The following is a 17,688-nucleotide window of genomic DNA, read 5'->3' as shown; positions in this document are numbered from 1 at the left end:
TTCGCCTATGATTTTGCCCTGAGGACAATGACCGCAGGGAGGGCGGAACGGATGGATCTGGGGATCGCGGGAAAGCGCGCGCTGGTGATTGGCGGCACGTCGGGGCTGGGCCTGGCAAGCGCCGAGGCGCTGGCCGCAGAAGGGGTCAACCTGGCGCTTTCTGCGCGCAACACCGACACTCTGGCCGAGGTTACGGAACGGCTTGCCGGCGAGCATGGCATCACCGCCGAGAGCTATGCCGGAGACGTGACGAAGCAGGACGACGTGAAGCGCATGCGCGCCGAGGTCGAAGCCTCCGGTGGCATCGACATCCTCATCCTGAACACGCCGCGCCCGCCGAGCCCGATGCGGGACTTCTTCGACGAGACCGAGGACGAGCGCTGGCAGGTCGCCTATCACAACCAGCTTGAAAGCGCCCTTTTCGTGCTCCGGCATCTTGCGCCGCTTCTGCGAGGCAAGGGATGGGGGCGGCTCGTGGCCATCACCTCGGCCAGCGTGAAGCAGCCGATGCCACGCCACGCGGTCAGCTCGATCTTCCGCGCCGGCGTGCACGCCGCGCTCAAGCACCTTGTCGACGAACTCGGCCCCGACGGCGTGACGGTGAATGCCGTCGCCCCGGCCACGGTCATCACCCCCACCTTTGCCAACTACCATAACCTCGATGCGCGGGTCGCTGCGATCCCGCTCAAGCGTCCCGGCAAGGGCGAGGAGCTCGGTGCGACGGTGGCGTTCCTGTCGTCTGAGCACGCGGGCTTCATCACCGGCGAGACGATCCAGTTCGATGGCGGCATGACCCGGGCGTTGCTGTGAGCGGGCTCGAGAACAGAACGGCTCTCATCACCGGCGGTGCAAGCGGCATCGGCGCCGCGAGCGCCGCCCTGATGAGCGCGCGCGGAGCCCGCGTCGTCGTCGCCGACCTCGGCGAAGGCGCGCCGCCCGAAGGCGGCCGCGCCGAGAGGCTCGACGTGACCGACGCCGAGGCCGTCACGGACCTGCTGGACAGGCTCGCAGCCGAAGGGTGGTTGCCGGACATCCTCGTGAACTCCGCGGGGATGCGTGAATTCGCCGACCCGCTGGAAATTGCCGAGGCTGACTGGCTGCGTATCCTCAACGTCAACCTCAACGGCACCTTCAACGTGGCGCAAGGCGTGGCCAGGAGACTGCGCGATACCGGCCGGTCCGGGGCGATCGTCAATGTTGCCTCGACCTCGGGGCTGCTCGCCTCGGAGGGGCGCGCGGCTTACGTCTCGGCCAAGCATGGCGTCGTGGGTCTGACCAAGCAGCTGTCGCTCGATCTCGGGCCGCTGGGCATCCGGGTGAACGCCGTGGCGCCCGGGGTGATCCGCACGCCGATGACCGAGATGTATTTCTCGGACCCCGACATGAGCGACCGGTTGCGCCGGGCCTATCCGCTCGGCCGTGCCGGCGCCCCCGAGGAAGTGGCCGAGGTCATCGCCTTTCTCGCGTCGGATCTGGCACGCTACGTGACGGGCGCGGTGGTGCCGGTCGACGGCGGCTACACCGCCGGGCGGCGGAAGTGACACAGGCGGTCAGGCTTGCCTTCAGCGCCGTGACACTGGCGCTGATCGCGCTTCAGGCGGTCGTGGAATGGACCGCCATTGAGGTCCTGCAATCGCCGGTGGCGCTGCTCGGCCTGGCGCTGGTGCCCTTTCTCGCGCTCGAGGCGGGGCTCGTGGGCTGGCTGTTCCTCGCGGTCGCCGCTGCGGTGACGCTGGGGCTGATGAGACAGACACCCGACTGGACCGATACCGTCCTGCGGGCGCTCCAGACTGCAGGATTTTACGCGGCGTTCTTCTGCTCGCTGTCGCTGCTGCGCAATGTCTCGCAATCCTCGCCCTCGATGGAACGGGCGGGCACCTATCTTGCCCGCCAGCCACCGGGACGGCGCTACATGGCGCTGACGGTCGGAGCGCATGTCTTCGCGCTGATCCTCAACTACGGGGCCATCCAGCTGCTGGGCGGGCTGTCGCTTGCCAGCGCGAAGACCGAGCCCGACGCCGAGATCCGCCGTATCCGCATCCGCCGCATGATGCTGGCGATCCAGCGCGGCTTCATCTCCTCCCTGCCATGGTCGCCACTGTCGTTTTCCGTGGCCATCGCGGTTTCGGTCATTCCGGGCACAAGCTGGGGGCAGCTGCTGCTGCCGGGGATCGTGACAGGCATTCTCTACTTCGGCACCGGCTGGGCGATGGACACGATCTTCAAGCCGAAGGTGTCGGGCGGACGCAAGGCGGTCCAGCTCGACCCCGGACGCTGGACGGCCCTGCTGCCGCTGGGGTTGCTGCTGCTCATCATGCTGGCCGCGATCCTGGCCGTGGAACTGGCGCTGCACATCCGTGTCATCGGCGTGGTGCTGGTCGTGATCCCGCTGATTTCGCTGATCTGGCTACGGATGCAGGGGCGTGAGGGCTTCGGTCAACGCCTGCGCGACTACGCCGTTGTCGAGATCAACTCCTACAAGCACGAGATCCTGCTGCTGATGTCGGCCGGCTATATCGGCATCACCGCCTCGGTTCTGGTGGGCCCCTGGATGCGGGCCGCGAACCTCGACCTTGCCTCGCTGCCCGCATGGGTGGTGCTGCTGACCATGCTCTGGGTCCTGCCGCTGATGGGGCAGATCGGCGCGAACCCGATCCTGTCGCTGTCGCTGATCGGACCGTTGCTGCCGGCGCCCGAAGCGATCGGCATCGCCCCCTCGGCGCTGGCGCTGTCGATGATCTGCGGCTGGATCCTGACCGGGATCACCTCGCCCTTCACGGCCACGACACTGCTGATCGCGCGTTTCGGCGGCATCAAGGCATGGCAGGTCGGCTGGGTGTGGAACCGGGGCTTCTTCTGCGCCGCCATGGCGCTGCTGTCGGCCTGGGTCCTGCTCTACGCCTACGTCCTCACCTGACTGGAAGAACGAAGAACGTCGCCCCTGCGGGAGGGGCGGCGTCCGATCGGCTTGGCCTGTCAGCTGCTGCGGGGTCAGTCGGCGAAGCTCAGGACCACGCGGCCGCGTGCCTTGTTGGCCTCGGCCATCTCGAAGGCTGCGCGGGCATCGGTGAACGCGAAGACGCCGTCAGGGGCGACACGCCCCTTGAGCGTTCCCTTCGCGATATGCTCGGCCACCGCTGCGACCATCTCGGGCCGCGCCATGCCGTCGAGCACCGAGACGTAGGTGCAGTTCAGGCGCGAGTCGGTGATGGGGTTGGACTTGCGAAGCGAGACAGCCGTGGCACCGGGCTTGACCAGATGCGCGACGTGATCGCCGATCAGTGCCCCGTCGATCAGGCCGTCGGCTTCTCCGAACTCCGCCTTGAAGGCCTCCGAGAGCCCCTCGCTTCGTGGCAGCACGACGTCGGCGCCGAGCGACCGGACCAGATCGGCATCCGCCTCCGCCGCGTTGGTGGCGACCTTGAGACCGGCCTGGTGCGCCAGTTGAAGCACGGAGCCGCCGAGCATGCCGGCACCGCCGGTGACGAGCAGCACCTGCCCGGCCTCGAGCGCGACCAACTCGAGCGAGAGCATCGCGGTCAGCGCGTTCATCGGCACGGTCGCCGCGGTCACCAGGTCGGTGCCCTCGGGCACTTCGGCCACCTGCCCCGCCGGCACGCAGACATACTCTGTGTGCGCGCCGCCCTCCGGGCGGCGCGGGTTGGTGACACCGATCACCGGAAGTCTGGCCGCCAGCTCCACGCCCTCGCCGCAGGCGTGAACATGGCCCGAGAATTCCATGCCCGCAATGTAGGGCGGCTGAAGCTCGGTCATCAACGCGGCCTGCTTGCCGTCGCGCATCAACAGATCGGTCGGATTGACCGGCGCGGCGGTCACCTTGACGACCACTTCGCCGGCACCGGGGACCGGGATGTCGCGGTCGATGACCTCGAGCACCGAGGAGTCCCCGAATTCGTTGAAGGCTACGCTTTTCATATGTCTCTCCTGCTGCCGGGTTGGCGTTTTGTCAGGTGTATGGGCCACGACGCGGCCGGACAACGCGCGGTGTCCGGCCATAGGCGCGCCCTTGGTGTCTCAGTGGAACGAGCGCCCGCCATCCACGGCGAGGGCGGCGCCGGTGACGTAGCTCGACGCCGGGCTGCTGAGCCAGAGGATCGACTCGGCGATCTCCGTCGGGTCGGCCGGCCGGCCGAGCGCGTAGTTTCCGCTGTTCTGCATGTAGGGCGCCCCCATCGGAGTATCGACAAGGCCGGGGCACACGCTGTTGACGCGGATCGCCGGCGCAAGCTCGGCGGCGAGCGACCGGCTGACGGCCACCACCGCGCCCTTCGATGCGGCATAGCTCGACAGGCCCGGCGCGTTCGGCAGCAGCCCCTGCGCCGACGCGATGTTGACCACGGTCGCGGCCTCGGCCTTCTGGAGATGCGGCAGGCAAGCCCGGATCACCAGGTAGGTGCCGTCGAGGTTCACGTCGATCTGCTTGCGCCACGCATCGACCGGCATGTCGAGCAGCTTGCCGGTGAGCATGATCCCGGCGGCGTTGACGACACCGTCGATGCCGCCCATGGCCTCGGCCACCTCGCCGACGGCGGTCTCGACCGAGCGCTCGTCGGTCACGTCGACGCCGGCGGACGCCCCGGAATTCTCTCCGAGCGTGGCCGCGGCCCCCGTGGCGTCCAGGTCGAGCAGCCCCACCGAGGCGCCCTCGGACATGAACAGCTCCGCAACGGCCTTTCCGATCCCAGAGGCTGCCCCGGTGATCACGATCTTCCGGCCCGCGAGCCGTTTTCCTTCGGTCATTTTTGCTCCTCCCGTCGTGCCCGGCTCAGCTGCCGAGCGATTTCTTCATCTGCTGGCGCATGAAAGTGGTCGATCCGGCGCTGTAGCCGCCGTCGATCGCGATCTCGGCGCCGGTAATGAAACTGCTCTCGTCGGACGAAAGGAAGAGCACCAGGTCGGCGCATTCCGTCGGCGTCCCCGCCCGTTCCATCGGAATGCTGGCGCGCAGCGACTGCGCCAATGCGGGCGAGGCGCTGGAAAACAGCGCGGTGCCCTCGATCTGGCCCGGGTGGATCGAGTTCACCCGGATGCCCCAGGGCGCGAATTCCACCGAGGCCGTCTTCGACAACCCGCGCAGCCCCCATTTGCTGGCCGTGTAGGCGGCGTCGTAGTGGGCCATCAGACCCGCCGCCGAGGACACGTTGACGATCGCGCCACCGCCGCTGTCCCGCATCAGCGGCGCGGCCAGCTTCATGCCCAGCATCGGTCCGGTCAGGTTGATCGCCATCGCCTTTTCCCAGGCACCGAGCGAGGTTTCCTCGATCGTCGTGCGGGGAACGATGCCCGCGTTGTTGACGAGGATGTTGAGCCCGCCAAAACGGTCTCGGGCGAGCGCGATGGCCGCCTGCCAGTCCGCCTCGCTTCCGGCGTCGTGGCGGCACCACGCGGCCTTCCCGCCCGCTTCGGTGATCGTGTCGACGACCTTCTGTCCGTTCGCTTCGTCGATGTCGGTCACGACGACCGAGGCGCCCTCGGCCGCGAACCGTCGCGCTTCTTCCGCGCCCTGCCCGTTCGCCGCGCCCGTGATCAGCGCGACCTTGCCTGCAAACCTGCTCATTGTGCTTTCCCTTCAGGCCGACTCGCGTTCCGCTGCGGCCATTTCTTCCTCGTAGGTGCGGATGATGCTCTCGCGCTTCTCCAGCCACCAGCCGATGCCGGGCTGCCAGTGCGCGTAGCTCCGGGCCGGATCGAGCTCGGTAAGCGCCATGTCCGGCCAGTTGGGGTTGTTCAGGCATTCGCGACCGATGGCGATGATGTCCGCCTGCCCGGCTTCGAGCGCATCCTCGGCCTGCTGCGGCTTGAAGATCAGGCCGACGCCGACGGTCGGCAGCCCCGAGCTCTCGCGCACCGCCTGGCTCAGCGGAAGCTGGAAGCCGGGGAAACGGGCGAGCCGGTTCATCGTCGCCGCACCACCGATGCCGCCTGATGAGCAGTCGATGGCGTCCACGCCGATCTCGCGCAGGCGTTGGCCGTAGATCACCGATTCCTCCAGCGTCCAGCCCTCGTCGACACCGTCGACCGCGCTGATCCGCACGAGCAGCGGCTTGTCCTCCGGGATCACCGCGCGCACGGCCGAGATCACCTCGAGCGGGAAGCGCATGCGGTTCTCCAGCTCACCGCCGTATGCATCGTTGCGGCGGTTTGCGATCGGCGACAGGAACTGGTTCAGCAGGTAGCCATGCGCCGAATGCACCTCGATGATGTCGAAGCCGGCGTCGACCGCGCGCTTCGCGGCGTCCACCCACATCTGAACGATGCGCGGCAGATCCTCGGCCGAAAGCTCGGCGGGCACCGGCTTGCCCTCGCCCACGGCCACCGGGCTGGGGCCGACTGCCTGCCAGGGGTGTTCGCCGCGCAGCTCGATGTCCTCTTCGGTCAGCGGCGCACCGCCGTGCCACGGCCGGCGCGCGCTGGACTTGCGGCCGGCGTGCTGAAGCTGGATCGCGGCGACCGATCCCTGCGCCTTGATGAACCCCGCGATGCGCCCCAGCGCCTCCGCCTGCTCGTCGGTCCAGATTCCGAGGTCGGCGTAGCTGTGGCGCCCCACCGGGTCGATGGAGGTCGCCTCGAGCATAACCATGCCGGCACCGCCCATGGCGAGCCGGCCGTAGTGTGCGAAATGCCAGTCCGTGGCAACGCCGTCTCCGGAGGTGCCATAGGTGCACATGGGCGAGACCATGACGCGGTTCGGCAGCGTGACGCCGCGGAGGCTCAGGGATTGGGCAAGCTTGGACATGTCTTCGGCCTTTCCTTTGGGTTCGGGCGCGCTCACGCGCAGGCGGGCGCGCGGGTCAGCACGCGCAGGATTTCGGTGGCGTCGCTCATCCCATCGAGGTCTTGGGCCATCTCCGCGACGCGGGTGACGGTAGCGGGATCGGGCGGCGTGTGGGCGACGGCGCAGCACTCGCGGAACTTCGCGATCACGCCATCCCAGCCAAGAGGTGCGTCGGCGTTTCCCGGCACGCGGGTGCCGGTGGCGGTAAAGCTGCGGCCGTCATCGAGAGTGATCTCGACCCGGCCCGGAGGCATCTCCATCGTCCAGTCGAGATCGGGGTCGGCGACCGGCTCGATCTTCCCTGCCAGCGCCCGGACGTCGGGGTCGCGCAGCCCGTCGGGGCTGAAATTCGCGACGCTCAGGCCGCCCCGCAGGATCGCCGCGGCGACCAGGAACGGCATGGCGAACTTGGCGTCCACCAGCGTCTCGGGGGCGCGACGCTTGTCCAGCGGCTCGCAGCCCAGCATGTGGAAATCCCCCACGAACAGGCGGATGCGCGCGATCTGCGCGGGCACCAGCGCGTTCTGCGCCATGATGTCGATGGCGGCCTTCATGTGGCTGTGCGACGTGCCGACCGCCGGCCAGCGCTTGTAAAGGGTGGCCGCCCCCATGAACTCGGCGCCGAGGCCGGCGAGTATTCCCTCGCGGTCGTGGCCGGCGAAATAGGTGGGGAGCACCCCGTTGTGCCCCTCGAACAGTGTCTCGAGGCCGCTTGCCCCCTGCTCGGCCAGCAGCGCGGCCAGCACTGCGCCCTTGGCTGAAAAGCCCGCGTAGACCGCGCGCAGGTCGCTGCCGGTGCCCGAGACCAGCTCCATCACCCCGGCCGAGGACTGGCTGGCGGCGGCAAACGCGGCCAGCATCTTCGCCTGGTCGAACCCCATCACCCGACCGCAGGCGGCGGTGGCACCGTAGATTGCCAGCACGGTCGAAAGGTTCCAGTCCTTCTTCCATGCCACGTTGCGGCGCAGCCGGGCAAAGATGTCCTGACCGATGGCAATGGCCGTGATCAGTGCGTCGCCGGATACGCCCCCCTGCCGCTCGGCCACGGCCAGCACGGCGGGCACGATGGAGGACGAGCAATGCTGACCCCACGGTGTCTGGTCATCGTAGTCCAGGCAATGCGCCAGCGCGCCGTTGTTCATCGCCGCCATCATCGCCGGGGCGCGACCGCCGAAGCCGAGCAACGTGCAATCGGGCTTGCCGCCATGCTCGGTCACGATGGCGTTCATGCCCCGCGCCGCCGGTTCCAGCCCGGATGCGGCCAGGCAGACACCGAGCGTGTCGAGCAGGCTCATCCGGGCCTTCTCGGCTGCAGCGTCCGGAATGGCGGCGCGGGGTGTGGTCACGGCGAACTCGGCGAGCGCCAGTGACAGGTCGCGGGGCTTGGTCATGTCATCTCCTCCGGGGGCATGCCCGGCGTGGCCGGTCCTCCGCATGCTCCCATGGCGCGTCCTGCGCGCCGGGAGAAAGCCTACCGGGCCGACGCTCCCCTGCAACGTGCCTGCCGCCTTGAGCCGCCATAGGGTCGGGGGCCGACAAGAGGGGGCGGCTCTGGACGCCATAGCCTGCGGCGATGCTCCGTCGCGGACGCTTTCTGAAATCCATCGTTGCGGCTTACGCTTTGGACGCGAGTGACGGCTGGCCCGTCCCGCCGCGGCACATTCGGCCCGCGCCCGACGTCGGAGGAGGACGAACGGCGAGACGGCCCGTGCGTGGCAGGACACCGGATCGAGTGGAGACGACCCCGCCTGCCATACCGCTTGCAAGGGGCTGTCCCATTACGGGGCGGCGATCAGGGAGGAGACGACAATGAACACCCTAAAGGGCCTGCTCATGGCAGGCGTGCTGGCGCTTCCCGGCGCGGCCATGGCCGAGACCTACCGCGCCTCGTCCTGGCTGCCGGACAACGAGTCCACTGTGGTGGTGATGCGCTGGTTCACCGACCAGCTGGAACAGAAGACCGACGGCGACATCACGTTCGAGGTGTTTTCCTCGGGTGCGCTGATGCCGCCGAAGTCGCATCTGACCGGCATCGGCGACGGCGTGGTGCAGCTGGGCTTCCACACCTCGGGCTACACGCCCTCGGACGTGCCGATCGCCAATGCGCTGGCGGGTTTCGGCTTCATCTCGTCCGACCCTGTGACCATCGGGGCGGCCTGGACCGATTTCGTCATGCACGACGACGCACAGAAGGAAGAATTCCTCGAGCACGGCGTGGTGCCCATGGGCGGCTTCTCGACGCCGACCTATCCGATCATCTGCAACACCAAGGAGCCGATCACCGAGCTGTCGCAGATGGAAGGGCTCAAGGTCCGCTCGCTCGGGCTGATCGGCAAGCTCGTCTCGGACCTCGGCGGCGTAGCGGTGAACATTCCCGCCCCCGAGATCTACCAGGCGCTGCAGACCGGTCAGATCGACTGCGCCGGCATCTTCCCGTCCTACCTGACGGTCGACAACAGCCTTGCCGAGGTCGCCAAGTTCAGCACCGACATGAAATGGACCGGCAGCTACAACTCGCCGCTCTTCCTCATCAACCGGGAGTTCTGGTCCGATCTCGACACCGAGGACCGCGCCACCGTCTTCGAACTGGCTGCCCGCGCGCAGGCGCGGCTGCAGATCCTCTACGAGGACCAGCAGCAGCTTTCCTTCGACCAGGCGGTTGCCGAACACGGCCATACCGTCGTTCAGCCCGGTGAAAGCATCCAGACCGCGGTTACCGAGTGGGTCGAGAACGGCGTCGGCGACATGGCCGGCGTCGCACGCGACACCTACGGCATCGAGGACCCCGAGGCGCTCTTTGCCCGCTTCCAGCCCTACGTCACCAAGTGGGAGGAGCTGATCGGCGGCATGGACGACAAGTTCGACGAGGATGCCCTCACGGCGATGCTTATGGACAACATCTACAACACGCTCGATCCGGCCGAATACGCCGTCGAGTGACCGAGATCCCCCGGGCCATCCCGGCCCGGGGGTGCAGACCAAGGAGACCAAAGTGAGCAAGCTTGCAGGACGCAGTTACATCGTCACCGGCGCCGGAAGCGGCATCGGTGCCGCCACCGTCGCCCGCCTGATCGAGGATGGCGCCAACGTGGTGGCCGTCGACCTGGATGCCGACGCGGCACAGAAGACGCTGGACGACCTCGGAGTCGACAAGGGCCGGGCGATTGCCGTCGGGGTCGACGTGTCGGACGAGTCGAAGGTCGACGAGATGACCGCGCAGGGGGTTGCCACCTTCGGCGGGCTCGACGGTGTCGTGAACTGCGCCGGCGTGCGCGGTGTCGGCAACATCCTCGACACCGAGCACGGTGTCTGGGACCTCAACATGGACGTGAACATCGAGGGCTCGTTCAACACCAGCCAGGCGTTCTGCCGCTACGCCCGCGAACACAACCGCCCCGGTTCGATCGTCAATATCTCGTCCCAGGCAGGTGTCGAGGCCGTTCCGAACCGCCTCGCCTATGTCACCTCGAAGCACGGCGTGGTGGGTCTGACGCGTGGCGTGGCCATCGAGATGGCGCAGCACGGCATCCGCTGCAACGGCATCGCGCCGGGCATGATCGCCACGGCGATGACAGCCGGCATGCGCGCCGATCCCGAGAATCTCGAGAAGATCCGCAAGGCCCATCCCATCGGCCGCGAGGGTCAGCCCGAGGAGATCGCCGCGGTGATTTCCTTCCTGCTCAGTGACGATGCGAGCTACGTCACCGGCATCATGATGCCCGTGGACGGCGGCATCACCGCAGGCGCCGCCTCGTTCTGAGGCCAGCCCTGCACCTGCCCCGGCCGCGCGGACGGCCGGGGCCCAATGCTATCCGGAGACATGCCATGAAGATGAAAGCCGCCGTGCTGCACGCGCAGGGGCTGCCGAAGCCCTATGCCGAAAGCACCCCCTACGTGATCGAAGAGGTGGACCTCGAAGGGCCCGGTCCCGGCGAGGTCCTGGTCGAGATCCGCTCGGCGGGCCTGTGCCATTCCGACCTGACCACGATGGCGGGTGAGCGTGCCCGGCCCCTGCCCTTTGTCGGTGGACACGAGGGCGCGGGCATCGTTCAGGAGGTGGGCGCCGGTGTCCAGCACCTGAAACCCGGCGACCACGTGGTGATGACCATCGGCGGAAGCTGCGGCGTGTGCCGGTTCTGTCTGAAGGGCAAGCCGCAACTCTGCGATGCGGCGACCCAGACCCGCGCCGAGGGGCGCTTGCCTAACGGTGCCATGAAGATGCGCCTGAACGGGGAACCGGTGAAGCATTACTTCGGCATCTCGGCCTTTGCGCAATACGCGGTGCTGACACCCGACTGCCTCGTGAAGATCGACAAGGCAGTGCCCTGGGACGTGGCCGCGATCTTCGGCTGCGCGGTGGCGACCGGGGTGGGCGCGGTGCTCAACACGGCGCAGGTCCGACCGGGCCAGCATGTGGCGGTCTTCGGGCTTGGCGGTGTCGGCCTCAGCGCGGTGATGGGCGCGAAGGCCTCGGGTGCCTCGCGCATCATCGGGATCGACCTGCTGGACTCCAAGTTCGACCTCGCCAGGGAACTCGGCTGCACCGACTGCCTGCGTGCAGACGATCCCGAGCTGGTGCAGAAGGTCATGGACCTGACCGGTGGTGGCGTAGATGTCGCGATCGAGGTGTCCGGCGCGATGCCGGCGCTGACCTCCGCGTGGTCCCTGACCGCCAAGACCGGCGAGGTGATCGTCGTCGGCCTCCCCAAGGGCGGGCAGACCTGGCCGCTCGATCCGACCGCCATGATCTTCACCGAGAAGACCATCCGCGGCTCGATCATGGGCGGCGGGATCGCGATGCGCGACATCCCTGTCTACGAGCGCATGTATCTCGACGGCGCGCTGCAGCTGAACCGCCTGAAGAGCGCGGAGTTCGGCTTCGACCAGATCAACGAGGGCTTCGACCGGCTGGACCGGGGCGAGGTCATCCGGCAGATCCTGCTGCCGCACGGCTGACCCCGCCGGCCCGGGGGCCTACCCCTGGGCCTGCCAGGCATCCTCAAGGAAGTCGCACATCACGTCGAGGACCGCGACCACCATCGCATCGCCGTCTGCGGTGCGGCACCCGGCGGCCTCGGCGGCAGCGATCCAGGCGGTTTCCCCATGGCCCGCCACCACGTCGCCCACGAACATTTCCGGGGTCAGCCTGGAGGTGTCGAGCGGCAACGGGTCTCCCTCTTCCATGCCCATCGGCGTGGCGTTGCTGATCACGTCGAAGCCGGTGGGGTCGTTGTCGGCCACGTAGACCTTTTCGCCCCACTTGTCCTTGAGCAGGCCCACGATCTTCTCCGACCGGCTGCCGTCGGTATCGCACACCCCGACCTCGGCGGCGCCCTGTTCGAGCATCGAGATGACGATGGCACTGCCTGCGCCACCGGCCCCCAGCACCAGAACCTTCGCGCCGTCGATGGTGGCGCCGTTGTCGATCTGCGCCTTCACGAAGGCATCGCCGTCGGTCGTGTGCCCGTGCCAGGACCCGTCCTTGTTGCGACGGATCGCGGCGACCACGCCGAGCATCCGCGAGGTCTCGGTCACCGTGGCGCAATACTGGAAACCGGTGACCTTGTGCGGCATCGTCAGGCTCAGCCCGTCGACGTTGCCCGTCGCGGCCAGCCCGTCGAGCACGGTCTTGAGCTGACCCTCGGGCACCTGCATCGGCAGCGAGATCATGTTCATCCCGCGCTTGGCCATGTGATGGCTCAGCCAGTCCGGCGAACGGGCGTAGATGATCGGATCGCCGAGCAGCGGATAGAGCCGCGTCCGGCCGTTGAGATTGATGGTCATGGTGTTTGCTCCCCTTCAATGACGGCCTGCAGGACGAAATCCGGCAGGGTGGTGGCGCGGCGGGCGGACATGTCGACCGCCAGCGTACAAAGCTCGAAGAGTGCCACCGGAGTTCCCCGGTGGTCGTGGATCAGGTGCGCGGTGACATAGGATTTTCCCTGCGCCCGGGTCAGTCGCGACGAGCCGCGCAGCAGGGTGCCCGGCGCGGTCGGGCCCAGGGCGAGGTAGCTCATCTCGACGAGCATCCTGCCGATACCGCTTTCCTGCGTGAAATCATGCGTATAGCCGATGGACATCGCGTGGTGGTGCGACGCCGCCGCGAGGCGCGCCACGCAGGGCTCGAAGGCCAGCGCGTCGCCGTCCATCTCGTCGGCCGCGACCGGGCCGAGCTCGACGATCACGTCGCGGGCCGGATCCGGACGCCAGGCGGCGGGCGGCGCAGCAAGGCCGCGCGGCAGCACCTGCGCCGCCACCGTTTCGGCCAGAGCGCCCAGCCCGGTGCCCGGCACGTCATCCAGTGCGGTTGCCGCTATGCGGCCTCCATGGGTGCGCATCACGTGGCCGGTCCTGTCCCCCGCGATCTCGCCCGAGCGAATCTCGAACGGGTCGGCCGCGTGCATTTCGCCGTGAAAGCGGATGTGGCGCTGCCGGACCGGCGCGGAGCTCCGTCCGCCGAGCGCGGCGCCCACCCCCGCGGCAATGTCGAAGGACCGGCAGTAGAACCGGGTGTTCCAGTGCCCGTTGAAGTCGCATTCCCAGGACTCGGCGCGCCCGTGCAGGGTCGCCGTGCCATGGGTCGTGCTCAGGTCACCATCCGCCAAAGCTCAGCCCTCCGTTCACGCTGATCGTCTGTCCCGTGACCTGACCGGACGCGGGCGAGGCAAGAAACGCCGCGACCTCTGCCACCTCCGATGCGGTCGGGGCTGCGCCCGAGGGGAACCGCCCCACCGCCTTTTCGAACAGCTTCCGGGTGAAGTCGTCCCCAGAGAAGATGCGGTCCCATGTCGGCGTGTCCGAGGTGATCGTCATCGCCACGGCGTTGACCCGGATTCGGTCGCGCGACAGCTCCCGCGCGAGCACTTTCGTTGCCAGCAGCACCCCGGCCGCCGCCGCGCCGACGATGCTTTCCCCCGGCGTGGGATGCCGCGCCGCGTCCGAGGTCAGAAGCACCACGCTGCCCGCGCCCCGGGCCTTCAGCGCGGGCAGCGCGAGGCGGACCGGCAGGATGCGCGGCAGGAAGCGGTCGAGCAGCCCCGGCCCGATGTCCTCGGGCGCGATCTCGGAGAACGGCCGGACACCGATGCGGCTTTCCGCACCGGCGCTGACCAGCATGTCGATGCCGCCGAAGCGGGTCTGCGCCGCGTCGATGACCTCCTGCAGGGCGGCCGGATCGGTCAGGTCACCGGCGGCGAAGTCGCAGTCGGCCCCGGTCGCGCGCAGGCCGGCGAGCGCCTCGGCGCCGCGCGCAGCCGAGCGCCCGTTGAGCATGACATGGGCGCCGCCCCGGGCGAGGCGCTCGGCCGTCCGGAGCCCCACGCCCGCGGTGCTGCCCAGCACCAGCGCCACCTTGCCGTGCAGGTCGCCGCTATCGTCCATGTGAAGTCCTCCCGTCTTTCCCGTCCGCGGAAAAGCCATGTTTCCGGCACGCCCGATAGACCTGCGCGGCCCCTGCCCCCGGCGCTATGGGCTTTGTCCTATGACCGGCATCGGGCGTGCCCTATGGAGGCCGCGCCTTGGGCAGAGTGGCGTTGACTGAATGACCATTCAGCGACGATGCTCCTCTCAAGGTGGAGGAGACATGACCCAGAATTCGTTTATCAAGAGCCGTTGGCAGAGGCTCGGCCTGACCGTTCAGGAGCAGATCGTGCTGGCACTGACAGCGCTTCTGCTGGTGTTCTTTTCGGTGATCCTCGACAATTTCCTGTCGACGGGGAACATGATCAACCTGCTGCGCAGCGTGGCCGTGCTGGGGATGCTCTCGCTCGGCATGTGCCTCGTGGTCATCGGGCGCGGCGTCGACCTCGCGATGGTGGCGACGCTTGTGGTGGGGGCCTCCTGGGCGCTTAGGATCACATCCCAGACCGATATTTCCTTTGGCTGGGCCTGGCTGATGGGCCTTGGCTTCGCGCTGGCCTCGGGGCTGGCGATCGGGGCGATCATCGCCTTTGCGGAGATTCCGGCGATCTTTACCACGCTGGCGATGGCCGCGGTGATCTTCGGTTTCGGCAACACCTACCTGTTCACCAACGACCTGCACCTCGCGCCGGCCGACAACACCTGGCTCGAGGCACTTGGCTACGGAGCGACCTTCGGCGTTCCGAATGTCATCTACTTCTTCGGAGCGATGGCGCTGGCGCTGCACCTGCTGCTGAAGAAGACCCGTTTCGGCCGCACCGTCTACGCCATCGGCGAGAACCCTGCGGCGGCACGGCTCGCGGGCCTGCCGGTACGCCCGGTCATCGTGGCGCAATACGTGATCAGCGCGCTCATCGCCTATCTCGCCGGGCTTGCCATCGTGGCGTCGAACTCGGGCATCAACATCCGCCTCTACAACTCGACGCTGGTCTACGAACTTCTGCTCGTCGTGGTGCTTGGCGGCATCGGCCTGTCGGGCGGCAAGGGCGGCGTGCGCAACGTGATCTTCGGGGTGCTGCTGGTCGGAACGCTGTTCACCGGCATGACCATCATGAACCTGACCTACACGCAGCAGAACCTCGTCAAGGGCCTGGTGCTTCTGGCGGCCCTGATCGCCGACACGCTCATCAACCCGCGCGACGAGCAGACCTCGCAGCAAGGCGACATCTGATCCGCGCCGGCCTCGCGGGGGGCGGGGCACCATGTTTCAAGGGAGGACATCATGAAGAAAACACTGATCGCAGCAGGTCTCGCACTCGCCGGCCTGGCCGCCTCGGCAACGGCGCAGGAGGGCGGCGTCGAGAACCCCTCGCGCAACGAGTATCGCAGCACCCTCGAGGGCAAGCGCGTGGTCTTCGTGCCGATGACGATGACCGCGGACGCCAACATCGCCTGGGCGACGGCCATCCGCAACCAGGCCGAGGATCTGGGGTATACCGTCGACATCCGCGACGCTGGCTTCAACACCGAGGTGGGCGCCCGGGCGCTGACCGCGGCCATTCCCGAGCAGCCCGACCTGATCGTGCTGCAGAACCCCGACGTGCAGTCCTATGCCCGGCTCATCAAGCAGGCCAATTCCCGCGGCATCAAGGTCGTGCAGCTCAACATGGAGTCGATGACGCCGTCGGATTACTACGTCGGGGCCGACTGGGTGGGCATCGGCTACCGCGCCGGCCAGGAGATCGCCAAGCGCTGCAAGCCGGGCGAAGGCCCGTCGAACAAGGTGCAGTTCGTCATGGGTGTGCCGACCTCGGCTCTCGACCTCTACATGATCAACGGCTTCAAGCAGGCGCTTGACGAGGTCGGCGGCATCGAGATCGTCTCGCAGCAGGCGGCGNCGTCGAACAAGGTGCAGTTCGTCATGGGTGTGCCGACCTCGGCTCTCGACCTCTACATGATCAACGGCTTCAAGCAGGCGCTTGACGAGGTCGGCGGCATCGAGATCGTCTCGCAGCAGGCGGCGGCCTACGACCCGACCAAGGCGCGGTCGATCACCGCATCGGTGCTTCAGCAGCACCCCGACCTCTGCGGCAGCTTCGGCGTCTGGGACAGCATGGACACCGGCACCGGTGCCGCGATCAAGGAAGCCGGCAAGGAAGATCAGGTGTTCGTGGTGACGTCCGGCGCTGGCGCGGCCACGGCCTGCGAGAAGATCCGCGAGGGCCTGTGGGACATGGAGATCGCCTGGGATGCACGGCTTCAGGGCACCGCACTGAACGTGGTGATCTCGGACGCGCTGCAGTCCGAGACCGAGGCGGGCGCCGAGACCCGGCGCTTCTTCACGCCGAACCGGATCATCACCCGCGAGAACATGACCGAGGGCTCCTGCTGGCAGCCCGAGGACATCCTCTGAGCCAGATGACCCTCCGGGCCCGGTGACGGGCCCGGATCGAGGACTGGCCGGCCGCAGGTGCCGGCGAGCAACCGTCCGGCGGGAGGATGCCGGACACCAGGGAGGACGATTGATGAACAGACTGATGACCGCGGCATGTGCCGCGCTCCTCGCGCTGCCCGCGATGGCGCAGGAAGGCGGGGTCGAGAACCCCTCGCGCAACGAGTATCGCGGCGAACTCGAAGGCAAGAAGGTGGTCTACGTTCCGATGAACATGACCTCCGACGCGACGCTGGCCTGGGCCCGGGCGATCGAGAACCAGGCCGAGGAGCTCGGCTACAGCGTCGAGACCCGCGATCCGGCCTACAACACCGAGGTGGGCGCCCGCGCGATCTCGGCGGCGATCTCGGAGCGGCCCGACCTGATCGTGCTGCAGAACCCCGACGTGCAATCCTACGCCCGGCTCATCAGGCAGGCGACGTCGCAGGGCATCAAGGTCGTGCAGCTGAACATGGAGTCGATGACGCCGTCCGACTACTACGTCGGCGCGGACTGGATCGGCATCGGCTACATCGCCGGGCGCGAGATCGCGAAACGCTGCAAGCCGGGCGAAGGCCCGTCGAACAAGGTGCAGTTCGTCATGGGTGTGCCGACGAGTGCGCTCGACATGTATCTCATCAACGGCTTCAAGCAGGCACTCGACGAGGTCGGCGGCATCGAGATCGTCTCGCAGCAGGCGGCGGCCTACGACCCGACCAAGGCGCGGTCGATCACCGCCTCGGTGCTGCAGCAGCACCCCGACCTCTGCGGCAGCTTCGGCGTCTGGGACAGCATGGACACCGGCACCGGCGCCGCGATCAAGGAAGCGGGCAAGTCCGACCAGGTCTTCGTGGTGACCTCCGGGGCCGGCGCCTCGACCGCCTGCGAGAAGATCCGCGAAGGCATCTGGGACATGGAAATCGCCTGGGACGCACGGCTTCAGGGCACCGCGCTCAACGTCGTGATCTCGGACGCGTTGCAGTCGCCGATGGAGGCGGGCGCCGAGACCCGTCGGTTCTTCACGCCGAACCGCATCATCACCCGCGAAAACATGACCGAAGGTTCCTGCTGGGAACCCGAAGACATCCTCTGACCGATTGAA

17 protein-coding genes and 1 pseudogene are annotated in these 17,688 nt (G+C 67.8%); 10 read left to right on the top strand and 8 right to left on the bottom strand.

The features are described 5' to 3' along the window. Positions 1 to 51: 51 nt before the first annotated feature. Genes D6860_RS00375 through D6860_RS00365 form a run of 3 tightly spaced genes read left to right on the top strand, consistent with a single transcriptional unit; the run spans position 52 to position 2,917 of the window. Entirely contained in the window at positions 52 to 810 is a 759-nt protein-coding gene (locus tag D6860_RS00375; protein WP_076624633.1) for an SDR family oxidoreductase, read from the top strand. Next, positions 807 to 1,541 carry an SDR family NAD(P)-dependent oxidoreductase gene (locus D6860_RS00370; RefSeq protein WP_076624634.1) on the top strand — a complete coding sequence of 245 codons (735 nt, stop codon included), beginning with the start codon at positions 807 to 809 and terminating at the stop codon, positions 1,539 to 1,541. The genes D6860_RS00375 and D6860_RS00370 overlap by 4 nt, the downstream gene beginning before the upstream one ends. Then, a complete protein-coding gene (locus D6860_RS00365; protein WP_083697874.1) occupies positions 1,538 to 2,917 on the top strand; it encodes a hypothetical protein in 1,380 nt (459 codons plus the stop codon). Before D6860_RS00370 ends, D6860_RS00365 begins: the two co-directional genes overlap by 4 nt. Positions 2,918 to 2,991: 74 nt before the next feature. Here D6860_RS00365 and D6860_RS00360 read toward each other — a convergent pair whose 3' ends face one another. The 5 genes from D6860_RS00360 to D6860_RS00340 form a co-directional block, all read right to left on the bottom strand. After that, a complete protein-coding gene (locus tag D6860_RS00360; RefSeq protein ID WP_076624635.1) occupies positions 2,992 to 3,936 on the bottom strand; it encodes an NADP-dependent oxidoreductase in 945 nt (314 codons plus the stop codon). 99 nt (positions 3,937 to 4,035) lie between these two features. Beyond that, complete coding sequence (locus D6860_RS00355; RefSeq protein ID WP_076624636.1) at positions 4,036 to 4,761, bottom strand: SDR family NAD(P)-dependent oxidoreductase; 726 nt, start codon at positions 4,759 to 4,761, stop codon at positions 4,036 to 4,038. Between the two features lie 25 nt (positions 4,762 to 4,786). Continuing rightward, entirely contained in the window at positions 4,787 to 5,578 is a 792-nt protein-coding gene (locus D6860_RS00350) for an SDR family NAD(P)-dependent oxidoreductase (RefSeq protein ID WP_017467798.1), read from the bottom strand. 12 nt (positions 5,579 to 5,590) lie between these two features. Then, the gene (locus D6860_RS00345; RefSeq protein ID WP_076624637.1) at positions 5,591 to 6,757 is read right to left on the bottom strand and encodes an NADH:flavin oxidoreductase/NADH oxidase; all 1,167 of its coding nucleotides are present in this window, start codon (positions 6,755 to 6,757) and stop codon (positions 5,591 to 5,593) included. A 32-nt stretch (positions 6,758 to 6,789) separates the two neighbouring features. Beyond that, positions 6,790 to 8,187 (bottom strand): MmgE/PrpD family protein, encoded by a 1,398-nt coding sequence (locus D6860_RS00340; RefSeq protein ID WP_076624638.1) that lies wholly within the window; start codon positions 8,185 to 8,187, stop codon positions 6,790 to 6,792. Between the two features lie 418 nt (positions 8,188 to 8,605). On the opposite strand from D6860_RS00340, the gene D6860_RS00335 reads away from it, so the two are divergent. The 3 genes from D6860_RS00335 (at position 8,606) to D6860_RS00325 (ending at position 11,752) form a co-directional block, all read left to right on the top strand. Further along, a complete protein-coding gene (locus D6860_RS00335; RefSeq protein WP_076624639.1) occupies positions 8,606 to 9,736 on the top strand; it encodes a C4-dicarboxylate TRAP transporter substrate-binding protein in 1,131 nt (376 codons plus the stop codon). A gap of 52 nt (positions 9,737 to 9,788) precedes the next feature. Beyond that, positions 9,789 to 10,556 (top strand): SDR family NAD(P)-dependent oxidoreductase, encoded by a 768-nt coding sequence (locus D6860_RS00330; RefSeq protein ID WP_076624640.1) that lies wholly within the window; start codon positions 9,789 to 9,791, stop codon positions 10,554 to 10,556. A gap of 65 nt (positions 10,557 to 10,621) precedes the next feature. After that, the gene (locus D6860_RS00325; RefSeq protein ID WP_017468283.1) at positions 10,622 to 11,752 is read left to right on the top strand and encodes a zinc-binding dehydrogenase; all 1,131 of its coding nucleotides are present in this window, start codon (positions 10,622 to 10,624) and stop codon (positions 11,750 to 11,752) included. Between the two features lie 18 nt (positions 11,753 to 11,770). Here D6860_RS00325 and D6860_RS00320 read toward each other — a convergent pair whose 3' ends face one another. Genes D6860_RS00320 through D6860_RS00310 form a run of 3 tightly spaced genes read right to left on the bottom strand, consistent with a single transcriptional unit; the run spans position 11,771 to position 14,176 of the window. Beyond that, positions 11,771 to 12,580 (bottom strand): shikimate dehydrogenase family protein, encoded by an 810-nt coding sequence (locus tag D6860_RS00320; RefSeq protein ID WP_076624641.1) that lies wholly within the window; start codon positions 12,578 to 12,580, stop codon positions 11,771 to 11,773. Continuing rightward, entirely contained in the window at positions 12,577 to 13,401 is an 825-nt protein-coding gene (locus D6860_RS00315; RefSeq protein WP_076624642.1) for a hotdog family protein, read from the bottom strand. Before D6860_RS00315 ends, D6860_RS00320 begins: the two co-directional genes overlap by 4 nt. Continuing rightward, entirely contained in the window at positions 13,388 to 14,176 is a 789-nt protein-coding gene (locus D6860_RS00310; RefSeq protein WP_076624643.1) for an SDR family NAD(P)-dependent oxidoreductase, read from the bottom strand. Before D6860_RS00310 ends, D6860_RS00315 begins: the two co-directional genes overlap by 14 nt. 202 nt (positions 14,177 to 14,378) lie before the next feature. On the opposite strand from D6860_RS00310, the gene D6860_RS00305 reads away from it, so the two are divergent. The 4 genes and pseudogenes from D6860_RS00305 (at position 14,379) to D6860_RS00295 (ending at position 17,679) form a co-directional block, all read left to right on the top strand. Further along, positions 14,379 to 15,386 (top strand): ABC transporter permease, encoded by a 1,008-nt coding sequence (locus D6860_RS00305; protein ID WP_076624644.1) that lies wholly within the window; start codon positions 14,379 to 14,381, stop codon positions 15,384 to 15,386. A 51-nt stretch (positions 15,387 to 15,437) separates the two neighbouring features. After that, positions 15,438 to 16,052: pseudogene (locus D6860_RS25940) on the top strand (sugar ABC transporter substrate-binding protein); the annotation flags it as partial. A gap of 24 nt (positions 16,053 to 16,076) precedes the next feature. Continuing rightward, complete coding sequence (locus tag D6860_RS25935) at positions 16,077 to 16,568, top strand: sugar ABC transporter substrate-binding protein (protein WP_371683184.1); 492 nt, start codon at positions 16,077 to 16,079, stop codon at positions 16,566 to 16,568. A gap of 112 nt (positions 16,569 to 16,680) precedes the next feature. Beyond that, complete coding sequence (locus D6860_RS00295; protein ID WP_076624646.1) at positions 16,681 to 17,679, top strand: sugar ABC transporter substrate-binding protein; 999 nt, start codon at positions 16,681 to 16,683, stop codon at positions 17,677 to 17,679. Positions 17,680 to 17,688: the final 9 nt, after the last annotated feature.

This window comes from Salipiger sp. D13, from assembly GCF_003703915.1.
In the GTDB taxonomy this organism is placed as follows: domain Bacteria; phylum Pseudomonadota; class Alphaproteobacteria; order Rhodobacterales; family Rhodobacteraceae; genus Salipiger; species Salipiger profundus.
This window is presented reverse-complemented; position numbering and strand designations above follow the sequence as displayed.